The following is a 20224-nucleotide window of genomic DNA, read 5'->3' on the forward strand; positions in this document are numbered from 1 at the left end:
GTATGCCACCGCGATCCGTGCCACCGGTGTGGGCGCATCGGTCTCGGTCGGCCGGTTGGGAGCCATGGCCGGTCCGCTTGTAGCCGGACAGGTGCTGGCTGCGGGATCGGGTGTTGCCGGGGTGATGCTGTCGGCAGCACCGGGCCTGGTGGTGGCGGCTATCTGCGCGTGGAAGCTATCGCAGGGCCTCGACCCGGGCAGGGCGCAGGGTGGGCCGATCGCCCAGGCACGCTAGGAAGATGTCGAAAGGGGTGGGGCGGGTGTATTTCCCTCACACGCTCGCCTGGGTCTGCTGCCGGAACGCTTTGGGAGTCACCCCGATCAGCTTCTTGAACAGGCGGCTGAAATAGGCCGGATCCTGGAAGCCGAGCTCATAGGCAATAGTGGCGATACTGGCAGGAATATAGGTCAGCTTGCGGCAGGCTTCGAGCATCAGCCTGTCCTGGGTGATGTCGAAGGCCGTCTTGCCAGCCAGCTTCAGGCAGAGCCGGTTCAGGCGGGAGGGCATGATCCGCAACAACTGCGCGTATTGTCCGACCTGCCACTGCTCCTGGTAGTGGCGTTCCACTTCCATCCGAAAGCGGCTGAACAGCTCGAAGTCCCCCCGTCCGGATTTGTCGGCGATCCGTCGCTCGGCCTGCACCCGTACCAGCATTAATAGCGCACAGCGCGCCAGCCACTCGAGCATCAAGGTGTGGCCCTGGCGCGGCCAGGCTGCCTCGGCGATCAGGTTACGCAGCAGCGTTTCGATACGCTCGCGCACCTCCTGCACAGCCCCCAGCCCAATCGCCAGCGGTTGCACGAAGAGCGACGCGAACAGGTCGCCCCCGTGGCCGGTCGCGGCGAACAGGACGTTCTGGTCGAGGGTCAGGACATAGCCCTGTGCTTCCTCTGAAAAGTCGAAACCATGTGCCAGCGAGGGGTGGATCGTCAGCGCGACGGGTCCGTCGCATTCCCACAGGGCCCCGTCGATGTCGGCTGCAACCCTCCCTGCGAATAAAAAAAGTACCTGGAAAAGTCCCGCGTGCCTGTGCGTGCCAATATGCCAGTCGTGCTGGCGGCTGCGCGTTTCGATCAGTTCGATATGCACGCCCTCGGCGTCGGTGCCCCGCGTGAGCTCGCCATAGAGCGCAAATTCCGGGATTTTTGCGGGAAGCGCAGGCGGCAGGTCGGGCATGATGGAAAGGGAGGGAAAACGGCAGGATGGCGAAATAGTACAAGTTTTTCCCGGTTCTATCCATTCTTATCCGGGCCGCGCGGTACTACGATGGTGTCAACCAAACACAAACGGAGACATCATCATGCGTACCCAGGTTGCCATCGTCGGCGCCGGTCCTGCCGGCCTTCTGCTTTCCCACCTGCTTCACCTGAACGGCATCGAGTCCGTCGTGCTCGAGGTGCGCAGCCGCGACGAGATCGAGGCAACTATCCGCGCCGGCGTGCTCGAACAGGGCAGCATGGACATCCTGAACGATGCCGGCGTCGGCGAGCGCATGCGCAAGGAAGGCGCGCTCCACCACGGCATCGAACTGGCATTCGCCGGCAAGCGCCACCGTATCGACCTCACGGAACTCACAGGCAAGGCGATCACCGTCTACCCCCAGCATGAAGTCATCATCGACCTGGTTGCGGCACGGCTCGCAGCGGGCGGCCAGTTGCTGTTCAATGCCAGCCATGTCGCGCTGGATGGACTTGAGGGCATCGGCACCGAGCGGCCATCGGTCAGCTTCGTGCACGGCGGCCAGGCGCAGCGGCTCGAGGCCGATTTCGTGATCGGTTGCGACGGCTTCCATGGCGTATCGCGGCCGATGATTCCCGCAGGCGTACGCCAGGATTTCCAGCGCACCTATCCCTTCGGCTGGTTCGGCATCCTGGTCGAGTCCGAACCGTCGTCCGACGAACTGATCTACGCGCAGCACGAGCGCGGCTTTGCCTTGGTCAGCACCCGCTCGCCGACCGTGCAGCGCCTGTACTTCCAGTGCGACCCGCACGACCATGTCGACAACTGGTCGGACGACCGCATCTGGTCCGAGCTTCATGCACGGGTGGAAATCAACGACGGCTGGAAGGTGAAGGAAGGCAGGATTTTCCAGAAGAACATCATCGGCATGCGCAGCTTCGTGTGCGCGCCAATGCGTTCGGGCCGCCTGTTCCTGGCGGGCGACGCCGCCCATATCGTGCCGCCCACCGGGGCCAAGGGGATGAACCTGGCGATTTCCGACGTGCACCTGCTGTCGCGCGCGCTCGACGCGTTCTACAAGCGCGGCGCCGAAGACCTGCTGGACGGCTATTCGGACGCGGCGCTCAAGCGCGTCTGGCGCGCGGAGTATTTTTCCTGGTGGATGACCCGCCTGCTGCACACCTTCGCCGACGCGTCGCCCTTCGAACGCCAGGTGCAACTGGCCGAACTGGAGAATGTCGCCTCTTCGCGCGCGATGCAAACGGCGCTGGCGGAAAATTACGTCGGTGCGTTTTGATAGTGGCTTGCGCAGCCGGCGGCACTCGCCTACACTCTGAAGCATAAGTTCTGTCATCAAACATCTGTGCGATTAACGAACGATGCGGGTGGGGCATTCATGTGCTGCCGTGTCTGGCCGCTATCCCATGCCGACGATTCCATTAAAAAAGTTTCGGAGACAAACATGAGCCAACAGGAAGTCGCCCTGGTCACGGGCGGCAGCGCCGGCATCGGCCGGGCGATCTGCGAGGCGCTGCTTGCGCAGGGGCGCACCGTCGTCAATCTCGACTACAAGGAGCCCGACTGGGGCCATGACAAGCTCCTGTCCTTCCAGGCCGACCTGACGCAGCCACAGGAAACCCGGGAGATCGCCCGGCAAGTCACGTCAAGCTACGCCGTCACAGCACTGGTCAACAACGCCGGCGCCACGCGCCCAGGCACGATCGACACCGCCACGATGGACGACCTCGATTACGTGGTCGACCTGCACTTCAAGGCCAGCATCATCCTGGTCCAGGCGGCATTGCCGACGCTACGCGCATCAAGGCGCGGGCGCATCGTCAACATGTCCTCGCGTGCGGGGCTGGGCAAGGCGCAGCGCGTCGTATATTCGGCGACCAAGGCCGGTCTGATCGGCATGACGCGCACCCTGGCGCTCGAGCTCGGCGGCGACGGGATCACAGTCAATGCCGTGGCGCCAGGGCCGATTGCGACGGAGCTTTTCCGGCAGAGTAATCCGGACGGCGCGCCACAGACAAAACGCATCATCGACAGCATCGTCGTCGGGCGTCTCGGCACTCCCGAGGACGTGGCGCGCGCCGCCATGTTCTTCCTCTCTCCAGACAACGGGTTCGTGACCGGCCAGGTGCTGTATGTATGCGGCGGCACGACGCTTGGCGTTGCACCGATCTGACTCGACATTGCTGTAGGCCGGGCAACCGTGCCCGTGCCGCCATACCGACGGGAGTACCCGTTCGAATCGCCTGCAGCCGGCATCCAGCCCTGCGGGTATAACTACTCGGAGACCATTCATGCCACGTTTTTCTCTCGATACCGCTTTGAAGTGCCGCGCTGCCCTTGCCGCGGCTGCCGTTGGCGTCCTGTCACTGGCCCCTCTGGCTGCGCAAGCCCAGGCAGCCTTCCCGACCAAGACCATCACGATCGTCGTTCCCTTCTCGGCAGGCGGCACCACCGATATCCTGGCGCGCGTGGTCGGGCAATACATGAGCAAGGATCTTGGCCAGACGGTGCTGGTCGATAATCGTGCCGGTGCGGGCGGGAACATCGGCACCCAGGCCGTGGCGCGGGCTGCGCCGGACGGCTACACGCTCCTCATGGGTACCGTCGGTACGCACGCCATCAACCAGAGCCTCTACAAGAAGCTGGCCTTCGACCCGGTCAAGGACTTCACGCCGCTGTCGCGCGTTGCGCTGGTGCCGAACCTGCTTGTGACCAATCCTTCGCAACCATTCAAGAACGTGAAGGAAATGATCGCCTATGTCAAGGCCAATCCGGGCAAGGTCACCTTCGGCTCGTCGGGCAACGGCAGCTCGATCCACCTGTCCGGTGAGCTTTTCAAGCAGATGGCCGGCGTCGACATGCAGCACGTGGCCTACCGTGGGAGCGCGCCGGCGCTGACCGACCTGCTGGGTGGCCAGATCGCGGTCATGTTCGACAACATGCCGTCGGCGATCGGGCATGTGAAGAGCGGCAAGCTGCGTCCCCTGGCGGTGACCACGCCAAAGCGCTCGCCGGCTCTGCCGAACGTGCCGACCATCGCCGAGGCTGGCGTGCCCGGCTACGAAGCCACGTCCTGGTTTGGCCTGCTGGCACCGGCCAAGACACCGGCGCCGGTGGTCGCCAGGCTGAACGCTTCCATCCTCAAGGCGCTCGCCGACCCGGAGGTGAAGAAGAAAATGGCGGAGCAGGGGGCCGAACCTCATGGAGAGAAACCGGAACAGTTTGCCGAGTTCATTCAGAGCGAAACGGCGAAGTGGGGCAAGATCGTGAAGCAGTCGGGCGCGACGGCCGACTGATCGTGGTGGCGCTTCGAGCGCAACTTGAGGCTCGCCGGGCCGCCTGCCTCGTCCGATGCACTTACCCGACTGGCGGGGCAAGTCCGTTGCGATTGCCGGCGTTGGCGGTGTTGCGCGATAAGCATGTGGTGCCCGGAGCCGGGATCGAATACGGCTGAGCTTCTCATAGGGAGAACCCGCGCTTTCTGGAGATATTGAATAAAAAGTACCGCCAAATCTACCGCCAGACGAGCTCGTGTCATTGGTTCGATTCCGGGCACGCGAAAGCTGCGCACCGTTACCCCTGTCCACGGCGGGCCGAAATCATGCGCTCGACGCTCGCCGACGTGATTCTGCTGGTCCGGGAACCCAGCTTTACCAGCTCCAGGTCTCCTTTGGCTATAAGACGGTAAACCGTCGCGTGAGAGATGTCCAGCAGGTGCATCACCGTCTGGATACGGTAGAGCAGGGGTGGAGTGTCGGCTCCGGTGGATGTGTTCGTGTTATTTTGCTTCATGGTCGTTGGTCCTCAGATGACGGCAACGCGTGCTTGCATAGTCAATATGTTCCCCTTATGGTCGAGTGACTTCTAGCATCTAAGCCGGGGCTTTTCGGCCGATTAGATGGGTTAGCCTAGGGGCAGCGTCTCCCGCGAAAAGGAGCCGGGAGCTCCAAGTCCTTACCGTGTAATGGACCAGTTCGTGTCACCTAGGGGTGGACCAGCGTGACGTGCCGATCGGGCAGGCCGATCAATGCCGTGTTGCGTTGGATGCTGAGCGCAGCAGCGCTGGCAGTTGCCCAGTTGCGCCCTCAGCGATGAGCGCCAGATGTGCAGCTTCGGCAGCTTGGTCAGTAGCTCGAGATGGCGCGTTTCTAATTTGGGGGAGAGAACGCGGCTGGCGCAAATATGCGTCGGCCTTTCTGCGCTCCAAAAAATCTTATACGGCTACTTGTTGTAAAAATACATTCTTATTGCCAACGTGTAGACTTCTGGCTACATTGGAAAGGCGGCAATATGTATAGACAGGTCGGCTATCGGATCTCCCGCTCCGGCTTGCTCCAGACGCCTCGGAAATGTGTCAGCTTCAGATCAGTAGCTTCTACAAAAACAAACCCGGAGGGTAAATGGCCTATAAGTACGTCCCAAGAACGACAGCCGCGCTTGCGTTGATGGTTCTGCAGCAAAGCGCATATGCGCAACAGCCGGCTACAGCCGAAACCGCCGAACCGACAGGAATGCAGCGTGTCCAGGTTACCGGTAGCCGCATCAACCTCCGCCAAGAACAAGTCTCCGGGGTCGGCCCTGTCACCGTGATCGATGCCGATACCATCCAGCGCTCCGGCGCGATCTCGATCGAAACACTTCTCCAGCGGCTGCCTTCGTCCGCGGGCACGGCGGGCAGCCAGACCAGCGCGTACTGGACCAGCAACGGCTATGGCACGACACAGGTCAACCTGCGCGGCCTCGGAATCGACCGTACGCTGGTGCTCCTCAACGGTCGCCGCGTCGTGTCGGGCGGGACGGGCGCGAACAGCTCGGTCGACCTGAACATGATTCCCGTCGCGATGATCGAACGGATCGAGGTGCTCAAGGACGGGGCGTCCGCGATCTACGGCGCCGATGCTGTCGCCGGCGTCGTCAACATCATCACCAAGAAGGCCATGGACGGTATCGAAGCGTCTGTGCGTTACGGGAAGACCGAACGCGGCGACGGCGCCGAGAAATCGGCCGACATCGTCTGGGGTACCAAGAGCGAGCGCGGTTCGCTGATGGCGTCCCTGAACTATTCCGAGAGCGAAGCGGTCAACCTTGCCTCGCGCGCGCCTTGCTCACTCTTCGAGGACGAGGGCGAGCTGGTGTGCTCGGGTAGCTCGTCCACCATCGGCGGACGCGCGCGGCTCGCGGATGGCCGCCGGGTCAACTTCAATCAGGACCCGAACGGGAATCCGCGCAGTTTCGAGACTTACAGCGCAGCGAAGCACGCCTATAACAGCAACCCGTTCCTCAACGCCGTGAACCCGATCAAGCGCGTCGGCGCCAGCGCTTTCGGTAATGTGCGCTTGAACGACAAGGTCGACTTGTTCACTGAGCTCATGTTCACCAACCGGCAGTCCAGGCAGCTTGCAACGCCCGGCGCGATTGGTGTGTACCGGCCGATTGAAATCGCCGCAAGCCATCCTACCAACCCGACCGGGCAAAACCTGACGCTGGAGCGGCGCCGGGTGGCCGAAGTTGGCCCGCGCTACTTCTTTCAGGAGACGAACACCTTTCGGGTGCTCGCCGGATTGAAGGGTGAAATCGGAGAGAAGTGGGACTGGTCGGCATCCCTCAACTGGGGGCGCAACACCGGTGTCGACGGGATGACGAACATCATCAACCTCGATCGTGTCGACGGCACGCTCAACGCCGCAACGTGCGGCAGGGGACCGACTGCAGCCCCATGCGGCAACTATCTGGGCTACGGCAACCTCAGCCCGGCAGTGCTCGAATACATCCACTTCACGACTCGCGACCACGGCGGAAACGACCAGAAGAGCTTTAATGCAAGCATCAGCGGCGAGGTGTTCTCCCTGCCGGCCGGGCCGGTTGGTTTCGCTTCGGGCTTCGAGTACCGCAAGGAGCGCGGATGGCGTGATCCGGACGCTCTGATCGTGTCGGGCGCCGCCAATACGCCTGCCCAGGACGCGATCGCCGGCGAGTACAGCGCACGTGAGGTCTTCGCGGAGTTGGCCGTGCCCTTGCTGGCCAAGCTGCCGCTGGTCGATTCGCTGACCCTGAACGCTGCGGCGCGGTACTCCGACTACAGCCTGTTCGGATCCCAGGCGACCTACAAGCTCGGTCTCGACTGGCAGGTGATTCCTTCGCTGAAAATGCGCGCCAACCGGTCGACAGCTTTTCGCGTACCGAATGTTCCGGAACTGTTCGGCGGCGTCTCCGAGGGTAACCTGACGACGACCGATCCATGCAACAACTGGAATACGCTCGATCCGAACTCCGCGGTCTACAAGAATTGCCAGGCATCTGGCCTGCCTGCCGGATTCAGGCAGTTCGGACCGTCGATCCTGACAACGGGCGGCGGCAACCAGAACCTCAAGCCGGAAGAGGCGGACACGTTCACGGTCGGTGCTGTCTGGACGCCATCGAAGGCCTTGACGCTGACCCTCGACTATTTCAACATCAAGATCAACAACGCGATTGAGACGGTTCCCGGATCGACCAAACTTTCGGTCTGCTACAACTCGCCTGGCCTTGCACACATCTTCTGCGGTCCGCAGAGCTTCACGCGCGATCCGCGCACGGGCGAAATCAACTTCCTGTCCTCGCAGCCCGAGAACGCGGCGCAGCAGCGCGTCTCGGGGATCGACCTCGGCGCCATGTATGACTTCAACCTGTTCGGGTGGTCGTCGTCAGTCACGGCGGATGTTTCCCGTCTTAGCGAGTTCGACGTAACGCCGTTCCCTGGCGGTGAGGTCATCGAGTATGCCGGCAAGATCACGGGCGGACGCGGCAGCTATGCCAAGTGGCGGTCGACCGCCTCCCTGACCACATCCAACGGCCCATGGTCGGGGTCCTACACGGTCCAGTACATCGGCAAGGCTGACGACATCAACGCCGCGCCAGCCGATATCGGCTCCCGCGCGCCCAGTGTTGCCTACCACAACGCTAGCCTGAAGTATGCGTTCAACAAGGCGATCGCGCTGTCCGTCGGCATCGACAACCTGTTCGACAAGCGCCCCCCGTATATCCAGAGCTGGACAGACGGGAACACCGACACGATGACCTACGACCTGCTCGGCCGCCGTTGGCACGTTCGCCTCGGCTACAAGTTCTAGGCATCGGATGCCAGCAAGGCAGGCTGCTGCGCATGCATAATGCGCGGCGGCCGGTTTGCCCCTGCCGGGTAACTCAACTTACACACGATACGTATGCAATTAGCCTTCTGGGTGCGACGCGCCCATAAATGGATAGGACTTGTCATCGGGGTGCAGGCACTGCTCTGGATGATCAGCGGCTTGTACATGGTTGTCGTTCCGCTCGAGGTTGTCCACGGCGACCATCTGGCGCATGTGCCCACCGAACCGCTCAAGCCCTCAGGCACCCGCATCACGCAGGCACGCCTGCACGCACTCTACCCAGGCATTACCGCGGTGCGGATGAAGAGCCTGCTCGGGAAAGAGGCATACGAAATCAAACAGGGCCAACAGATTACTCTCGTGGACGCAGCCGACGGCAAGAAGCTCAGCCCGCTCGGCCGCGAGGACATCGTCGCGCTTGCCGATGCGGCATATGTCGGCGAAGGGAGCATCCGCGGCGTCGAGTGGGTCACCAAAGCACCTCAGGAAGTCGGCGCGCGGCCGGTGCCCCTGTGGGCGGTCCATTACGACGAGCCGGGCAAGTCGACGCTGTACTTTTCGCCTTTTACCGGCGACCTCGTGGCGCGCCGTCATGAGCTATGGCGGTGGTTCGATTTCCTGTGGATGTTCCACATCATGGATTACGAGGCGCGTGAGGACGTAAACAACACGCTCCTGCGCGTAGCGTCGATCTGCGGGCTGGCGTTCGCGCTGAGCGGAGCCTGGCTGCTCTTCTACAGTTTCAAGCGGAGGAAGTCGGTATGAGCCACTGGATGCGACGCCTTCACAAGTGGGTGGGACTGATTCTGGCGATCCAGTTCGTGCTGTGGATGTCGAGCGGGGTCATGATGAGCCTGCTCGAGGCAGACAAGGTGGCCGGACGCGAGTTTCGTGTCAAGCCGCCGGCGCCGCCGGCATGGCCGCGCGATGTCATGAGCACGGACGCGGTGGTGGAGGCCACAAAAGAAAGTGTCATGACCATCAGTTCCGGCTGGCTGCTCGACCAGCCTGTTTACCGGCTCGAGAACGACAAGCGAAGCTGGCTTGTCCGCGCCAGCGATGCCACCGCCCTTGTGGTCGACGCGCAACTCGCTGGAAAGATCGCACAGGCGTCATATTCCGGCCCCGGTAAAGCCAGCTCGCCGCGGCTTCTTTCCTATACGCTAGAGGCCCGCAACCACAAAGAGCCGGTCTGGCGCATCGACTTCGATGATGCCGACGAGACGTCGGTCTACGTATCGACCAAGTCGGGAGCCGTGCTCGAACACAGGAACAGTACCTGGCGCCTGTTCGACCTGTTCTGGATGCTCCACATCATGGATTACAGCGAGCGGACCAACTTCAACAACCCCTTGCTGGTCTCGAGCGCGATCGGCGGGTTGTGGATGGCACTGACAGGCGTCTGGCTGCTGTTCGTCAGCGTCCGCCTGGCGGAGTTCGTCCCCAGCCGCTGGCGTCGGAGCCGCACCGTGAACCTGGTTGACGCTAGTGGGAGGCCGCAGCGTTCGATCGACGCCGTACAGGGCGACACCGTGTTTCAGACGCTTGCCCGCTCCGGGCTGCAGCTGCCGTCCAATTGCGGCGGTGGACAAAGCTGTGGCCTGTGCGAAGTCAGGTGCGTTGGCAATGCGCCGGAACCGACTGGCGCCGACCGGGCACTGCTGTCGCGTTCCAAAATCAAGGCCGGTTATCGGCTGGCCTGCAACCTGCCTGTGAAGCGCAGTCTCGATATCGACGTCGGGGACGCCACCGCTTTAGCAGACGAGCGGGCAGGGGTCGTCACAAGCGTGAAACCGCTGTCGCCCTTCCTGCGTGAGATAACAGTGCGCCCGAACGAGCCTGTAGCGTGTCGACCAGGCGCATACGTTCAGGTTCACGTTCCTGCGTATGAACGCGATGCCAGCCACCTCGATATTCCAGAGGACCATCATGAGGACTGGCGCACTGCGGGCACCCTGGCAGCGCTAGCGAACGATGCGCCGGTACGCCGCTCGTATTCGGTGGCAGTGCCGCTCGAGCGCTGCGACGGGCAACTGACCTTCCTGGTCCGCTTCGTACCTGGTCCAAGGCCGGGCAGGGGATCCGGCTACATGTACACGCTGAAGGTCGGCGATGAGCTGCGCTTCAGTGGTCCGTTCGGCGATTTCGCCCTGAAGACGGGAGCACGTGAAAAGGTGTTCATCGGTGGCGGTGCCGGCATGGCGCCGCTGCGCGCAATGATCCACGAGTTGCTGGCGAAGGGGGCTACGGAGGCAATCCACTTCTGGTATGGGGCGCGCAGCAGGCGCGATGCGCCTTATGTGGAAGAGATGCGCGACTTTGCGTCGAAGTATCCGAACTTCCACTGGCACCTGGTGCTGTCGGAAGCGGCAGGCGAGGGTGACGCGCGGACCGGATTCGTCCATGACGCGGTGCTGGAGGGCTTAGGCACGCACCCGGATGTGGCGTCGCTGGAGTTTTATCTCTGCGGCCCGCCGGCAATGTTGTCGGCAACCCGAGTGATGCTGCGCAATCTCGGCGTTGACGACGCCAATGTCGCGTACGACGATTTCAAGATCTGAGGGCTTGCGAGGTTAAAGCAGTTCAATTCCGAACCGCTTCACGAACATCGCAAACGCCCCGACAGACACTGCTGTGATCAGGGCGCAAGACCCGAGCGTCCACCAGAATCCCACGCGCTGCAACAGCCACGGAAATGCCAGTAACATCGGCGGGGTCGGCACCACATACCAGAACGTGTACCACGCATGGTTGGCGAGCCTGGCTTCCGGCTGTTTTTCGATATGCAGCCACACCAGGGTCAGCAGCGTGATCATCGGAAGGGCGGCAACAAAGCTGCCGAACCGATCACTGCGCTTCGCCACCTCGGACACCCGCACGACAACCGCCGCGGTAATCAGGTCTTTCGTGATGAGCCACTTCATCGTTTCTCCAATAACCTCGTTGCTCGGTGACCGTCGAGACGGCCACCGAAACCGCGATCACTTGATCGAAAAGCGAACGCTGACAGCTTTCTTGTCCGCGAACGTGACGGCGGCGACTGCCTTGTTGCCTTTGACGAGACTGGCGTCACCCTTCACGACCAGCGTATTGCCGGCGCTCGGTATGAGCGGCAATTCGGTCTTCTGCGCGCCCTTCAATACGGTCAAGGTGCCGGTAGCACCCGCGGTCGGCAGATCCTTGCCGTGGTCGTCGACATAAATCGTAGTGCGGCCATCTTTGGCCGCCAGCTCGAACGACAAGTCGCCCGCGCTTTGCACGATGCCGCCGTGCTTGGCCTTGGCACCATGCGCAAGAACGTTACCCGACAGAGTCATACTGGCCGCGAGGGCCGCTACTGCAAAGATCTTCTTCAATTCATTACTCCGAAAAACATATGGCGGCTCGACATGGGCGCCGCCACTTGGCCCTTGTACATCAATATGCGTCGCTGCCTTTTTCGGCCAGCAGCCGCCCAAGCGGGCGGCGGCCGACTTTCCAGAAGATGAGTGGTGTGAGCAGCGAATCGAGCAGGGTGGAACTGAGCAGCCCGCCGAAGATGACGACCGCGACCGGATGCAGGATCTCCTTCCCCGGCGCGTCGGCAGCCAGCAGGAGCGGCGTCAGCGCAAATGCGGCCACCAGCGCCGTCATCAGGACCGGGGTCAGGCGTTCGATCGAGCCGCGCACGATCATCGGCCATCCAAAAGTTTCGCCCTCGAACTTGCAGAGGTTGATGTAATGGCTCACCTTGAGGATGCCGTTGCGCGTCGCGATCCCCGCCAGGGTAATGAAACCGACCATCGAAGCGACCGACAGCGACACCCCGGCGATCCACATTGCCACCACGCTGCCTACCAGCGCGAACGGGATATTGCCCATGATGACCAGCGCCAGCACCCCCGACCGGTAGCGCGAGTACAGCACCAGGAAGATCAGCACCAGCGAGGCCAGGGACAAGCCGACGATCAACCGCTGCGACTGTTCCTGGACCTGGAACTGGCCTTCGACGCTGACGAAATAACCGCCGGGCAGCGCGCCGGCGGCAACCGCCTTGCGCACGTCCTCGATAATCCGCGACATGTTCGATCCGTCGGTATTCGCGTACACGACGATGCGGCGGCGCCCGTTCTCGCGGCCGATCTGGTTCGGGCCGTCGCCTTCTTCGACCGTTGCGACGCTTGATAACGGGATCTGGCCGGCGGGGCTGGTGAGCATCACGCGCGCCAGGTCCTGCGGCGAGCGGTCGACATCGGCGAGACGTACGACGAGGTCGAATCGCCGGGGGCCGTCGATGACTTGCGTCACGCGCGTGCCCTCGGCCAGTGCCTGCAAGGCCTGCAGCACGTCGCCTGCAGCCAGGCCATGCTGGGCAGCCTTCCGGTAGTCGATGCGCACCTTGATCTGCGGGATCAGGACCTGGCGTTCGACAGACAGATCGACCAGGCCCGACACGGAGCGCAGGCGCTCCTGCAGGCCGCCGGCCAGGCCGCGCAGGGTATCGAGGTCGTCGCCGTAGATTTTCAGGGCGATCTGCGCGCGCACGCCAGAAAGCAGATGGTCGAGCCGGTGCGAGATCGGCTGGCCGATGGCCACCGAGGCGGGAATCACGGAGAGCTGGCTGCGGATGCTGGCCATGATCTCCTCGCGGCTGCGTTCGGAGGGCTTGAGGTCGACGTCGATCTCGGACGAGTGCACGCCTTCGGCATGTTCGTCGAGTTCAGCGCGGCCGGTGCGGCGCCCGACCCTGGTTACTTCCGGCACCTGGGCGATCAGGGTCTCGGCCAGGGAACCCATGCGGTTGGCTTCCACCAGCGAGGTGCCGGGCGTGAAAATCATGCCCATCACCAGGGAACCCTCGTTAAACGCAGGCAGGAAGGCGCGCGGGAAGAAGGGCACGGAAGCCGCGGCAGCCACCACCACGATCAGGGCGCCTGCCAGCAGCACCCGCACGCGCGAGAACGACCAGTTCAGCGCGACGGTATCCCACTGTTTCATGCGTCGCACGATCGGGCTATCGCCGCGGTCCAGGCGCTTCATCTTCGGCAGCAGGTAATAGGCCAGCGCCGGGGTCACGGTCATGGACACCAGCATCGAGGCCAGGATCGAGGCGATATAGGCAATGCCCAGTGGTGCGAACAGCCGGCCCTCGATGCCGGGCAGCGCGAAGAGCGGCACGAAGACCAGCACCACGATTACGGTGGCGTAGACGATGCCCGAGCGGACTTCGACCGAGGCGTGCCAGATGGTTTCCAGCACCGATTGCCCGTCTTCTTTACGCCCCTTGAGTCGTCGCACGATGTTTTCGACGTCCACCACGGCGTCGTCGACCAGCTCGCCGATCGCGATTGCCAGGCCGCCCAGCGTCATCACGTTGATCGACTGGCCGAGCAGGTGGAAGGCGATCGCCGTCACCGCCAGCGACAGCGGAATGGCGATCAGCGAAATGAGCGTCGTGCGCACGCTGAGCAGGAAGGCAAAGAGCACGATGGCGACCAGAATCGCGCCGTCGCGCAGGGCCTCGACGACGTTGCCGATCGAGTTGTCGATGAAGTTCGCCTGCCTGAACAGGACTACCGGCGCCGAAATGCCTGCCGGGAGTCCCTGTTTCAGTTCGGCTAGCGCGGTTTCGATGTCGCGCGTCAGGCGCACCGTGTCCCCGGCGGGCTGCTTTTGCACGCTGACGATCACCGCGGGTTTGCCGTTCAGGCCGGCGTCACCGCGCTTGAAGGCCGGCGCGTACGTCACGCCGGCGACCTGTTCGAGCAGGACGGGGGCGCCGTTGCGGTACGCCACCGCCAGCCCCTGGATGTCTTCCAGGCGATTCGTGCGGCCCAGGTTACGGATCAGGTACTCGCGATTGTTCAGGTCGACGAAGCCGCCGCTGGTATTGGCCGCAAAGCCGCGCAGCGCGCTCGTCACCTGTTCGAGCGAGACGCCGAACTGGGCCATGCGCGCCGTATCCGGCTCGACCCGCAACTGCCGTACCTCGCCACCGATCGGGATCACCTGCGACACGCCCGGGATCGACAACAGGCGCGGGCGAAGCACGAAATCCGCATACTCGCGCGCCTTCATCGGGTCGGTCCGCGCGACATCGATCGGCAGCGCGATCAGCATGATCTCGCCCATGATCGAGGACACCGGCCCCATCACGGGCGCTATGTTGCCGGGCAGTTGTTCCTTGACCAGCGTGATGCGCTCGGACACGAGCTGCCGGTTGCGGTAGATGTCGGTGCCCCAGTCGAACTCGGCATACACGATCGATAGGCCGACGCCCGAGACCGAGCGCACGCGCGTCACCCCTGGCATGCCGTTGAGCGAGGTCTCGATTGGGAACGAGACCAGTTGTTCGACTTCTTCGGGAGCCATGCCGCCGGCTTCGGCCAGCACGGTCACGACCGGCTTGTTCAGGTCCGGGAACACATCAACCGGAGTACGCCATGCAGTCATGGCGCCGTAGACCATCAGGAGCAGCGCCGCCGCGAGGACGAACAAGCGGTTATGCAGGCTGAAACGAACGATGGAATTGAACATGGGCCGCTTACCGAATCTGGTTAATCAGGGAAGTACCGACGACGACGACCCTGTTGTCAGGGCTAAGGCCCTTCGTCACGATGACGGTTCCGGCATCGAGCGCGGTCGCTTCCACTGGCAGGGCGATGAAGCGCTGGGCGCCTGATTTAATCCACACCACCGTTTCATTGGCGGGATTGCGTGCCAGCGCCGCTGCAGGCAGCGCAATGCCCTTGACCCTGGTGTCGAGCTTCGCCAGGACGGTCACCGGCTGGCCGACTGCGAGGTCGAGGGCAGCGCCCCGTGCACGGAAGTTGATCGGCACCGCGCCGTCGCGCAACGTGCGCCCGCCGCCGAGCAGGGTCAGCTCGACATCCGGCACGTCAACGAGGCTTGCTGTGCTGATCTTGCGCGCGACACCTGCGTCCGTGGACAGGGCTTCGATCATCATGCGCTGCGGATCGACGATCTCGAACAGCACGTCGCGCGATTCGACGATCTGGCCGTTCAGCACCGAGGCGTTGGCAATGATGCCGCTGGCAGGCGCAATGATCGCTTCACTTCCGCTGATCGACTTGCTGACCGCGCGCTCCTGGCCGATGGTGCTTGTCAATTCCGCTTGTGCGGCTTCGATTTCCTTGGCCGGCACGACGCCTTCAAGCGACTTCAAACGCTGCACCCGCTTGGCCAGCAGGGCGCGGTTCGCGCGCAAATCGGCGAGTTGTGCTGCCTGGTTGCCGCGCTCGATGGCGGCGCCCGTCGGGCGCAGGCGGGCAAGCACCTGGCCCTTGACCACGCGCTGGCCGGCGACCGGCAGGCCTTTCGGCCCCGGCGCGATTTGCCCGGAAAAGGGGGCCTGCACGCGCCCGCCCGCATTCGGATCGATAGCCACGCGGCCGTTCAGGGCCAAGGTGCGTGCATGCTCGCCTTCCTTGACCATCAGCGTGCGTACGCCCATCCGGCGCTGGGCCAGCTTCGGGACATTGACGCTGCCATCGGGCAGGCGCGCCAGGCCGCCTGTAGTGGCAGTCGCCTGGCCGTCCAGGTGTTCGCCGTTCGGGCCGTGCGCGCCCGGCGAGGCCAGCAGGGAGCTGGCAAACATGCCCGCCGCAAGGCCGGCGGCAATTCGGTAGATCAGGTTCTGTTGTGGCTTCTTCATATCATGCTTTCTTGCGTTGACGCCGGCGGCGGGCGACGAATACTGCGGCAACAGCGAGCACGGCCGCAGCCAGCGCGGCCAGCAACCAGCGGTTCACTCCGTGTTCGTGACCGTGCTCGTCGGCCGCTTCGGCAACCGTCAGCGTGCCTTCGAGCAGATCGCTTTCTTCGCCTGCAACCAGCGTGAACAGCAGGGCATGGGTGCCCGGCTTCGAGATGGCAGCGAGGAGCTTCGGATCGTCGACCGCATAGTCGCCGAGGTCGGCGTGGAACTTGGCCATGGCCTTCAAGTCCTTGTACTGGACTTCCAGATCGCCCCCCAGCACCGGTTCATTGGTCTCGTAGCGGTCGATCATGATCGAGAGTTCCCCGCCCGACAGGTGGCCGAGCAGTTCGAACGCTTCGGTAAAGGTTTCGATGCGGGGCACGGTAGCGACGGCACCGGTCGCGGCGGTTTGGCCGTCGAGGTGTTCCCCGTTCGGCCCGTGGGCACCAGGGCTGGCGAAGGCTGCCGACATGGCGAGCATGGCGGCGAAGAAAAGGTTCAGGTATTTCATGGAAGGATTCCTAATGCTTGATTGAGTTGGGCGTGGGCATGCCCGAGTGCGACTTTTTGCTGAGCTACGGCGACGTCGGCCTCGTGGGTGAGGGCGCGGGAACGCAGCAGTTCGGCCAGCCCCCGTTCGCCGACACGGAACGCCTTCTCGAACAGCGCGGTGTGTTCGTGCAGGGCGGCGGCGCGCTCGAGGGCGGTGTCGAGGGCGGCCCGCACATTCGCAAGCCGCTCCTTCGCGATCTCGATGTCGGCTTCGGCATTCGCCTGTACCTCGGCCGCTTCTGCCGCCGCGGTCGCGATGACGGTCCGAGCCTGCGCTTCCACCGTGCGGTTACGCGCGGCAGTGCCGATCGGGATTTGGAGGGACACGCCGATGCTGTTGACGGGCTCACGCAGGAGGCGTTCGTCCTCGCGGCGCACCGAGAGCGCAATCGTTGGCGGCGCCGAGCGGTTGGCCGCGGCCAGGCGTAGGGCGGCGCGTGCCCGCTCCTCGGAGGCCTGCGCTGCGGCGAGCCGTGTATCGATGGGCGTAGCGGTATGGTGCAGCGGTTCGGGTTCCAGCGCCGGTAGGGCCGATAGGCCCGTCGCAACCCGGTAGCGCGCCAGCACTTCGGACGCTCCGGTGCGGGCATTGCTTACCTCGATCCGGGCGGCCAGAACTTCCTGCTGCGCAAGCAGGCCGTCGCTGCGGGCCAGGTCGCCCGCCTTGACGCGGCGCCTGACCTCGTCGGACAGTCCCTCGAGATGATGCAAGTGGTCTTGCTTCTCTTCGAGCCTGACCCGGGCGGCCGCAGCTTCCCACATGCGATTTCGCACCATGCCGGCCACGGCCAGGCGGGTTGCGCCAAGATGGGCGGTCACTTCGTCAGTACTGCGCGCAGCGAGCGTTTCGCGGGCGCTCTTCTGGCCGGGGAGCCAGATCGAGGACGATACCGAAATCTCTGATTCGCGCTGGTCGCGTTCAGACGCACCGCGGTCCGCGCGTTGGGACAGGCCGAGGGTGGGACTCGTGGCTAGCCAGGAACGGGCATTCGCGCGTCCAGCGGACACTTCGTCCTGACGCGCTTCGAGCGTACGCGCGGCCGGCGCGCGTTGCCATGCGCTCTCCACGGCTTGTCGAAGGGTAGGGCCGGCCGGGGCCGGTGCAACCGATGCTGCCAGCACCGCCGATGGCAGGGCCAGGACGGCACCGATAAGGTAAAGGGACAGGCGACAGGTGCGCATGTGTTCTCCAACAGGTGATATTCATAGATCACCGGGGAGCGAGCACACGGGCGCGAACGGGGTCGCGCTTTATCGTTCGCGCTTTATCGTTCGACTATGCGTGCGTCATTCCCCCGGCAGCATGGCCGGGGGTGGGCGCAGGGGGTCTGTGCGGTCCGTCGAGGAAGGGTTCAGGAACCTGCCGCGCAAGATAGGTTCCCAGCTCGGACACGGACTGTTCAGGAGGAACCGTCAGCCGGGGAAGGCCGAAACCCGCTGGTTGCGATGTGGAAGATTGTTCCTGCGCGTGATCGCGGGATTCATCGGATTCGTCGTAGTGGACTGACCCGTCGTCCTCATGGTGGTGGTGCTGGACGCCCTGGTCGTGTTCGAGCTGGTGCTCGAGCTGATGCGCGAGCGATGCCGCGCCCCCAGCAGGCGGCAGGCCGCCTTGCATGGCAAAGCCATACAGGGGCAAGCACAACAGGAGGAGGATGTGGACGATCCGGCGCAAGGCAGTTCCAGACAAATTTTGCGGGATTATAGCAGTGCGTCCACTTCGCTGCGACGCAATATGGGGCAATTCTTCCGGACTCGCCCGGACCGGATTGGTCCGGCATAGGTTCATCCAGAAGACAGAACTGTTGCTTACTTCGCCTTCCGTGAAGACCAATGCACGTGAACGATCGTCCAGTTATCCCCATTCTTTTCGAGGACTGCCGTCTCCGTTCCGAAAACGTGTACGGGCTTTCCGCGGGCAGTCCCTGTGGTTTCGGTTTCCTCCCACACGATCGCCGTCTTGCCGTCGATACGTTCGCTCTGCTTCAACACCTTGCGGGTCGCGTTCTTCGCAAATTCCATATCTCCACCAAGGTGGTGGCCGGCATATTCGTCGCGCGAGCGTTCCACATGGCCAGCTTCATAGATCGCGACCTCGGGTGCGAGCAGGCTGGTTGCCTTTGCCTTGTCGCCGCTGGAAAGGGCCGCATGGAAGGCCGCAAGGGTTTCTTTTGGCGACGCTGCAAGGCTGCTGGCGGATGCTGCCAGTAGTGCGGTTGCGAGCAGGACTCCTGCCTTGGACTGAATTTTCATTGCTATTCCTTGTGGTTGAAGTGTTTTACGACGCCGTTGGGGGTGGAGTAGAGCTCAGGATGGCAGCTGCGACAATGACGGCCAGCAGGATGACCGCCTCGGCTTGCAGGACAAGCGCGAACCTGTGGGTGACACCTTGCTCGGGCACCCGGGTGTCGCGCAACCGGGCGAGCAGCGCAGGCATGACGACGAAGCGGTTCATGCCACCAAGCCCCGCCGCGCAGAGGACCAAGCCGACCTTGATGATCAACATGGTTCCATAGGGATTGCCGAGGACCTGGTCTGGGCTTCCGAGTCCCCGCCATGCGCTCAGGAGGCCGGTAACGAAGATACCCACCAATGCAATCGTGGCCGAGGTCGAGAGAGCCTCGACGTAGCGCGCGCATTCAACACGGTTCTCCTGTCCAGCCGCAGGCTCGCTGCGCAGGGTAATCGAGCCGGCGACGATCACTTCGCCTACCCAGACGCTGATGAGGACGAGGTGTACCCAATCGACGGCGACTGCCCAGGTGAAATCCCCTGCAGCGCCGGCGTGGCTCACGATGCTGCGGCTGTACAGGAACAGTCCCAGCGCGACGAGCCGTAGCACAGATGCCGGCCCGAGCCCCAGCGCGCCTGGCCGTAATGCAGCCGTAACCAAGGCCACAAGCAGCGCGGCAGCACCGAGCATCCAGGCGTAGCCGTAGTGCGTTGCCGTAATCACAGACTGAACTGCAGGGAATGCTTCCGCAACCGGCACCTCCGCCATCGACGCTGCCTCGAGCCAGAGCACGGCAACATAAGACACCATCGCTATCGCTAAGCAGACAAGCATCGCCCTGCGCAGGCGAGGGAGCATGTCAACTGCCCAAGGCGAGCCCGCACGGTGCAGCCAGAGTGTCGCAGCGCCGGCGCCGACTACTATGGACACCGACAGGTTCAGGACGACGATGGCGGCCCGCTGGGCAACTGCGAGATCTGACTCCACGTCACTTTACGCGGAAGGGAAATTCGCCTTTGACCTTATGGCCATCGCGGGTGACGGTACTCCACTGGACACGATACGCGCCAGAGCGCAGGGCAGGGACGGTAGCAACCAGGGCTTTGGGATTGGCGCCATCGACCGCAATCTTCGACGCCTCGACGACAGCACCCTTGTCGTCCACCAGCTTGACCTTGCTAAACGGTAGCTCGAGCGGATCGCTGAACTGCAGGCGCACCTGTGTCGGCGCCGGGGCGACCACGGCATTTGCCTGCGGCATGGAGGACTCCAGCTTCGTGTGCGCAAGCGCCGAGGCGCCCAATACGCATCCCGCTGCAGCCACGATGGACACAAACAGGTTTTTTGTTTTCATTTGATTCTCCTGTTGAGGCCCTGCGCGTGCTGACACGCAGGGCCCGATCGATCGACCT

18 protein-coding genes and 1 pseudogene are annotated in these 20224 nt (G+C 63.3%); 7 read left to right on the forward strand and 12 right to left on the reverse strand.

Going from position 1 to position 20224, the window contains the following annotated elements; translation table 11 throughout:
* A pseudogene (locus ACFPN5_RS11940) lies at positions 1–235 on the forward strand (3-(3-hydroxy-phenyl)propionate transporter MhpT); the annotation flags it as partial.
* A gap of 36 nt (positions 236–271) precedes the next feature.
* On the opposite strand, the gene ACFPN5_RS11945 reads toward ACFPN5_RS11940, so the two are convergent.
* Positions 272–1177, reverse strand: coding sequence for a helix-turn-helix domain-containing protein (locus ACFPN5_RS11945; RefSeq protein ID WP_379783461.1), 906 nt, complete (start codon positions 1175–1177; stop codon positions 272–274).
* A 124-nt stretch (positions 1178–1301) separates the two neighbouring features.
* Between ACFPN5_RS11945 and ACFPN5_RS11950 the strand changes: the two genes are divergently transcribed.
* From ACFPN5_RS11950 to ACFPN5_RS11960, 3 genes are all read left to right on the forward strand, one after another.
* On the forward strand, positions 1302–2477 hold the full coding sequence (locus ACFPN5_RS11950; RefSeq protein WP_379783463.1) for a 4-hydroxybenzoate 3-monooxygenase: 1176 nt from the start codon (positions 1302–1304) through the stop codon (positions 2475–2477).
* A gap of 165 nt (positions 2478–2642) precedes the next feature.
* Complete coding sequence (locus tag ACFPN5_RS11955) at positions 2643–3371, forward strand: SDR family NAD(P)-dependent oxidoreductase (RefSeq protein ID WP_379783465.1); 729 nt, start codon at positions 2643–2645, stop codon at positions 3369–3371.
* A gap of 118 nt (positions 3372–3489) precedes the next feature.
* Positions 3490–4494: a Bug family tripartite tricarboxylate transporter substrate binding protein gene (locus ACFPN5_RS11960; protein WP_379783467.1), complete on the forward strand. Its 1005-nt coding sequence runs from the start codon at positions 3490–3492 to the stop codon at positions 4492–4494.
* 277 nt (positions 4495–4771) lie between these two features.
* Here ACFPN5_RS11960 and ACFPN5_RS11965 read toward each other — a convergent pair whose 3' ends face one another.
* On the reverse strand, positions 4772–4990 hold the full coding sequence (locus ACFPN5_RS11965; protein WP_379783469.1) for a helix-turn-helix transcriptional regulator: 219 nt from the start codon (positions 4988–4990) through the stop codon (positions 4772–4774).
* 608 nt (positions 4991–5598) lie between these two features.
* On the opposite strand from ACFPN5_RS11965, the gene ACFPN5_RS11970 reads away from it, so the two are divergent.
* The 3 genes from ACFPN5_RS11970 (at position 5599) to ACFPN5_RS11980 (ending at position 10889) form a co-directional block, all read left to right on the forward strand.
* Complete coding sequence (locus ACFPN5_RS11970) at positions 5599–8307, forward strand: TonB-dependent receptor (RefSeq protein WP_379783471.1); 2709 nt, start codon at positions 5599–5601, stop codon at positions 8305–8307.
* 93 nt (positions 8308–8400) lie between these two features.
* Complete coding sequence (locus tag ACFPN5_RS11975; RefSeq protein ID WP_379783473.1) at positions 8401–9093, forward strand: PepSY domain-containing protein; 693 nt, start codon at positions 8401–8403, stop codon at positions 9091–9093.
* Entirely contained in the window at positions 9090–10889 is a 1800-nt protein-coding gene (locus ACFPN5_RS11980) for a 2Fe-2S iron-sulfur cluster-binding protein (protein WP_379783475.1), read from the forward strand. The genes ACFPN5_RS11975 and ACFPN5_RS11980 overlap by 4 nt, the downstream gene beginning before the upstream one ends.
* Before the next feature lie 12 nt (positions 10890–10901).
* Here ACFPN5_RS11980 and ACFPN5_RS11985 read toward each other — a convergent pair whose 3' ends face one another.
* The 10 genes from ACFPN5_RS11985 to copC all read right to left on the reverse strand — a co-directional run bounded on the left by ACFPN5_RS11985 (position 10902) and on the right by copC (position 20166).
* Complete coding sequence (locus ACFPN5_RS11985) at positions 10902–11252, reverse strand: DUF3147 family protein (RefSeq protein WP_379783477.1); 351 nt, start codon at positions 11250–11252, stop codon at positions 10902–10904.
* Positions 11253–11309: 57 nt separating this feature from the next.
* On the reverse strand, positions 11310–11684 hold the full coding sequence (locus tag ACFPN5_RS11990; RefSeq protein WP_379783479.1) for a hypothetical protein: 375 nt from the start codon (positions 11682–11684) through the stop codon (positions 11310–11312).
* A gap of 61 nt (positions 11685–11745) precedes the next feature.
* A complete protein-coding gene (locus tag ACFPN5_RS11995; RefSeq protein ID WP_379783481.1) occupies positions 11746–14844 on the reverse strand; it encodes an efflux RND transporter permease subunit in 3099 nt (1032 codons plus the stop codon).
* A gap of 7 nt (positions 14845–14851) precedes the next feature.
* Positions 14852–15982 carry an efflux RND transporter periplasmic adaptor subunit gene (locus ACFPN5_RS12000; protein ID WP_379783483.1) on the reverse strand — a complete coding sequence of 377 codons (1131 nt, stop codon included), beginning with the start codon at positions 15980–15982 and terminating at the stop codon, positions 14852–14854.
* A 1-nt stretch (position 15983) separates the two neighbouring features.
* Positions 15984–16538, reverse strand: a complete 555-nt coding sequence (locus ACFPN5_RS12005) for a hypothetical protein (RefSeq protein ID WP_379783485.1) — start codon at positions 16536–16538, stop codon at positions 15984–15986.
* A complete protein-coding gene (locus tag ACFPN5_RS12010; protein ID WP_379783487.1) occupies positions 16535–17761 on the reverse strand; it encodes a TolC family protein in 1227 nt (408 codons plus the stop codon). The genes ACFPN5_RS12005 and ACFPN5_RS12010 overlap by 4 nt, the downstream gene beginning before the upstream one ends.
* Before the next feature lie 94 nt (positions 17762–17855).
* On the reverse strand, positions 17856–18254 hold the full coding sequence (locus ACFPN5_RS12015; RefSeq protein WP_379783489.1) for a hypothetical protein: 399 nt from the start codon (positions 18252–18254) through the stop codon (positions 17856–17858).
* Positions 18255–18388: 134 nt separating this feature from the next.
* On the reverse strand, positions 18389–18832 hold the full coding sequence (locus ACFPN5_RS12020; protein WP_379783491.1) for a YybH family protein: 444 nt from the start codon (positions 18830–18832) through the stop codon (positions 18389–18391).
* A 25-nt stretch (positions 18833–18857) separates the two neighbouring features.
* Positions 18858–19670: a copper resistance D family protein gene (locus ACFPN5_RS12025; RefSeq protein WP_379783492.1), complete on the reverse strand. Its 813-nt coding sequence runs from the start codon at positions 19668–19670 to the stop codon at positions 18858–18860.
* A gap of 130 nt (positions 19671–19800) precedes the next feature.
* The gene (gene copC, locus ACFPN5_RS12030; protein WP_379783494.1) at positions 19801–20166 is read right to left on the reverse strand and encodes a copper homeostasis periplasmic binding protein CopC; all 366 of its coding nucleotides are present in this window, start codon (positions 20164–20166) and stop codon (positions 19801–19803) included.
* Between the last annotated feature and the right edge of the window lie 58 nt (positions 20167–20224).

This window comes from Massilia niabensis (assembly GCF_042655085.1).
GTDB lineage: Bacteria > Pseudomonadota > Gammaproteobacteria > Burkholderiales > Burkholderiaceae_D > Telluria > Telluria niabensis.

Coding starts and splice junctions, on each gene's coding strand:
- ACFPN5_RS12000 (WP_379783483.1), bottom strand. CDS start 15,982: ATGAAGAAGCCACAACAGAACCTGATCTACCGAATTGCCGCCGGCCTT.
- ACFPN5_RS11970 (WP_379783471.1), top strand. CDS start 5,599: ATGGCCTATAAGTACGTCCCAAGAACGACAGCCGCGCTTGCGTTGATG.
- ACFPN5_RS11950 (WP_379783463.1), top strand. CDS start 1,302: ATGCGTACCCAGGTTGCCATCGTCGGCGCCGGTCCTGCCGGCCTTCTG.
- copC (WP_379783494.1), bottom strand. CDS start 20,166: ATGAAAACAAAAAACCTGTTTGTGTCCATCGTGGCTGCAGCGGGATGC.
- ACFPN5_RS12025 (WP_379783492.1), bottom strand. CDS start 19,670: ATGCTCCCTCGCCTGCGCAGGGCGATGCTTGTCTGCTTAGCGATAGCG.
- ACFPN5_RS11995 (WP_379783481.1), bottom strand. CDS start 14,844: ATGTTCAATTCCATCGTTCGTTTCAGCCTGCATAACCGCTTGTTCGTC.
- ACFPN5_RS12005 (WP_379783485.1), bottom strand. CDS start 16,538: ATGAAATACCTGAACCTTTTCTTCGCCGCCATGCTCGCCATGTCGGCA.
- ACFPN5_RS11985 (WP_379783477.1), bottom strand. CDS start 11,252: ATGAAGTGGCTCATCACGAAAGACCTGATTACCGCGGCGGTTGTCGTG.
- ACFPN5_RS11965 (WP_379783469.1), bottom strand. CDS start 4,990: ATGAAGCAAAATAACACGAACACATCCACCGGAGCCGACACTCCACCC.
- ACFPN5_RS11960 (WP_379783467.1), top strand. CDS start 3,490: ATGCCACGTTTTTCTCTCGATACCGCTTTGAAGTGCCGCGCTGCCCTT.
- ACFPN5_RS11955 (WP_379783465.1), top strand. CDS start 2,643: ATGAGCCAACAGGAAGTCGCCCTGGTCACGGGCGGCAGCGCCGGCATC.
- ACFPN5_RS11980 (WP_379783475.1), top strand. CDS start 9,090: ATGAGCCACTGGATGCGACGCCTTCACAAGTGGGTGGGACTGATTCTG.
- ACFPN5_RS11945 (WP_379783461.1), bottom strand. CDS start 1,177: ATGCCCGACCTGCCGCCTGCGCTTCCCGCAAAAATCCCGGAATTTGCG.
- ACFPN5_RS11975 (WP_379783473.1), top strand. CDS start 8,401: ATGCAATTAGCCTTCTGGGTGCGACGCGCCCATAAATGGATAGGACTT.
- ACFPN5_RS12020 (WP_379783491.1), bottom strand. CDS start 18,832: ATGAAAATTCAGTCCAAGGCAGGAGTCCTGCTCGCAACCGCACTACTG.
- ACFPN5_RS12010 (WP_379783487.1), bottom strand. CDS start 17,761: ATGCGCACCTGTCGCCTGTCCCTTTACCTTATCGGTGCCGTCCTGGCC.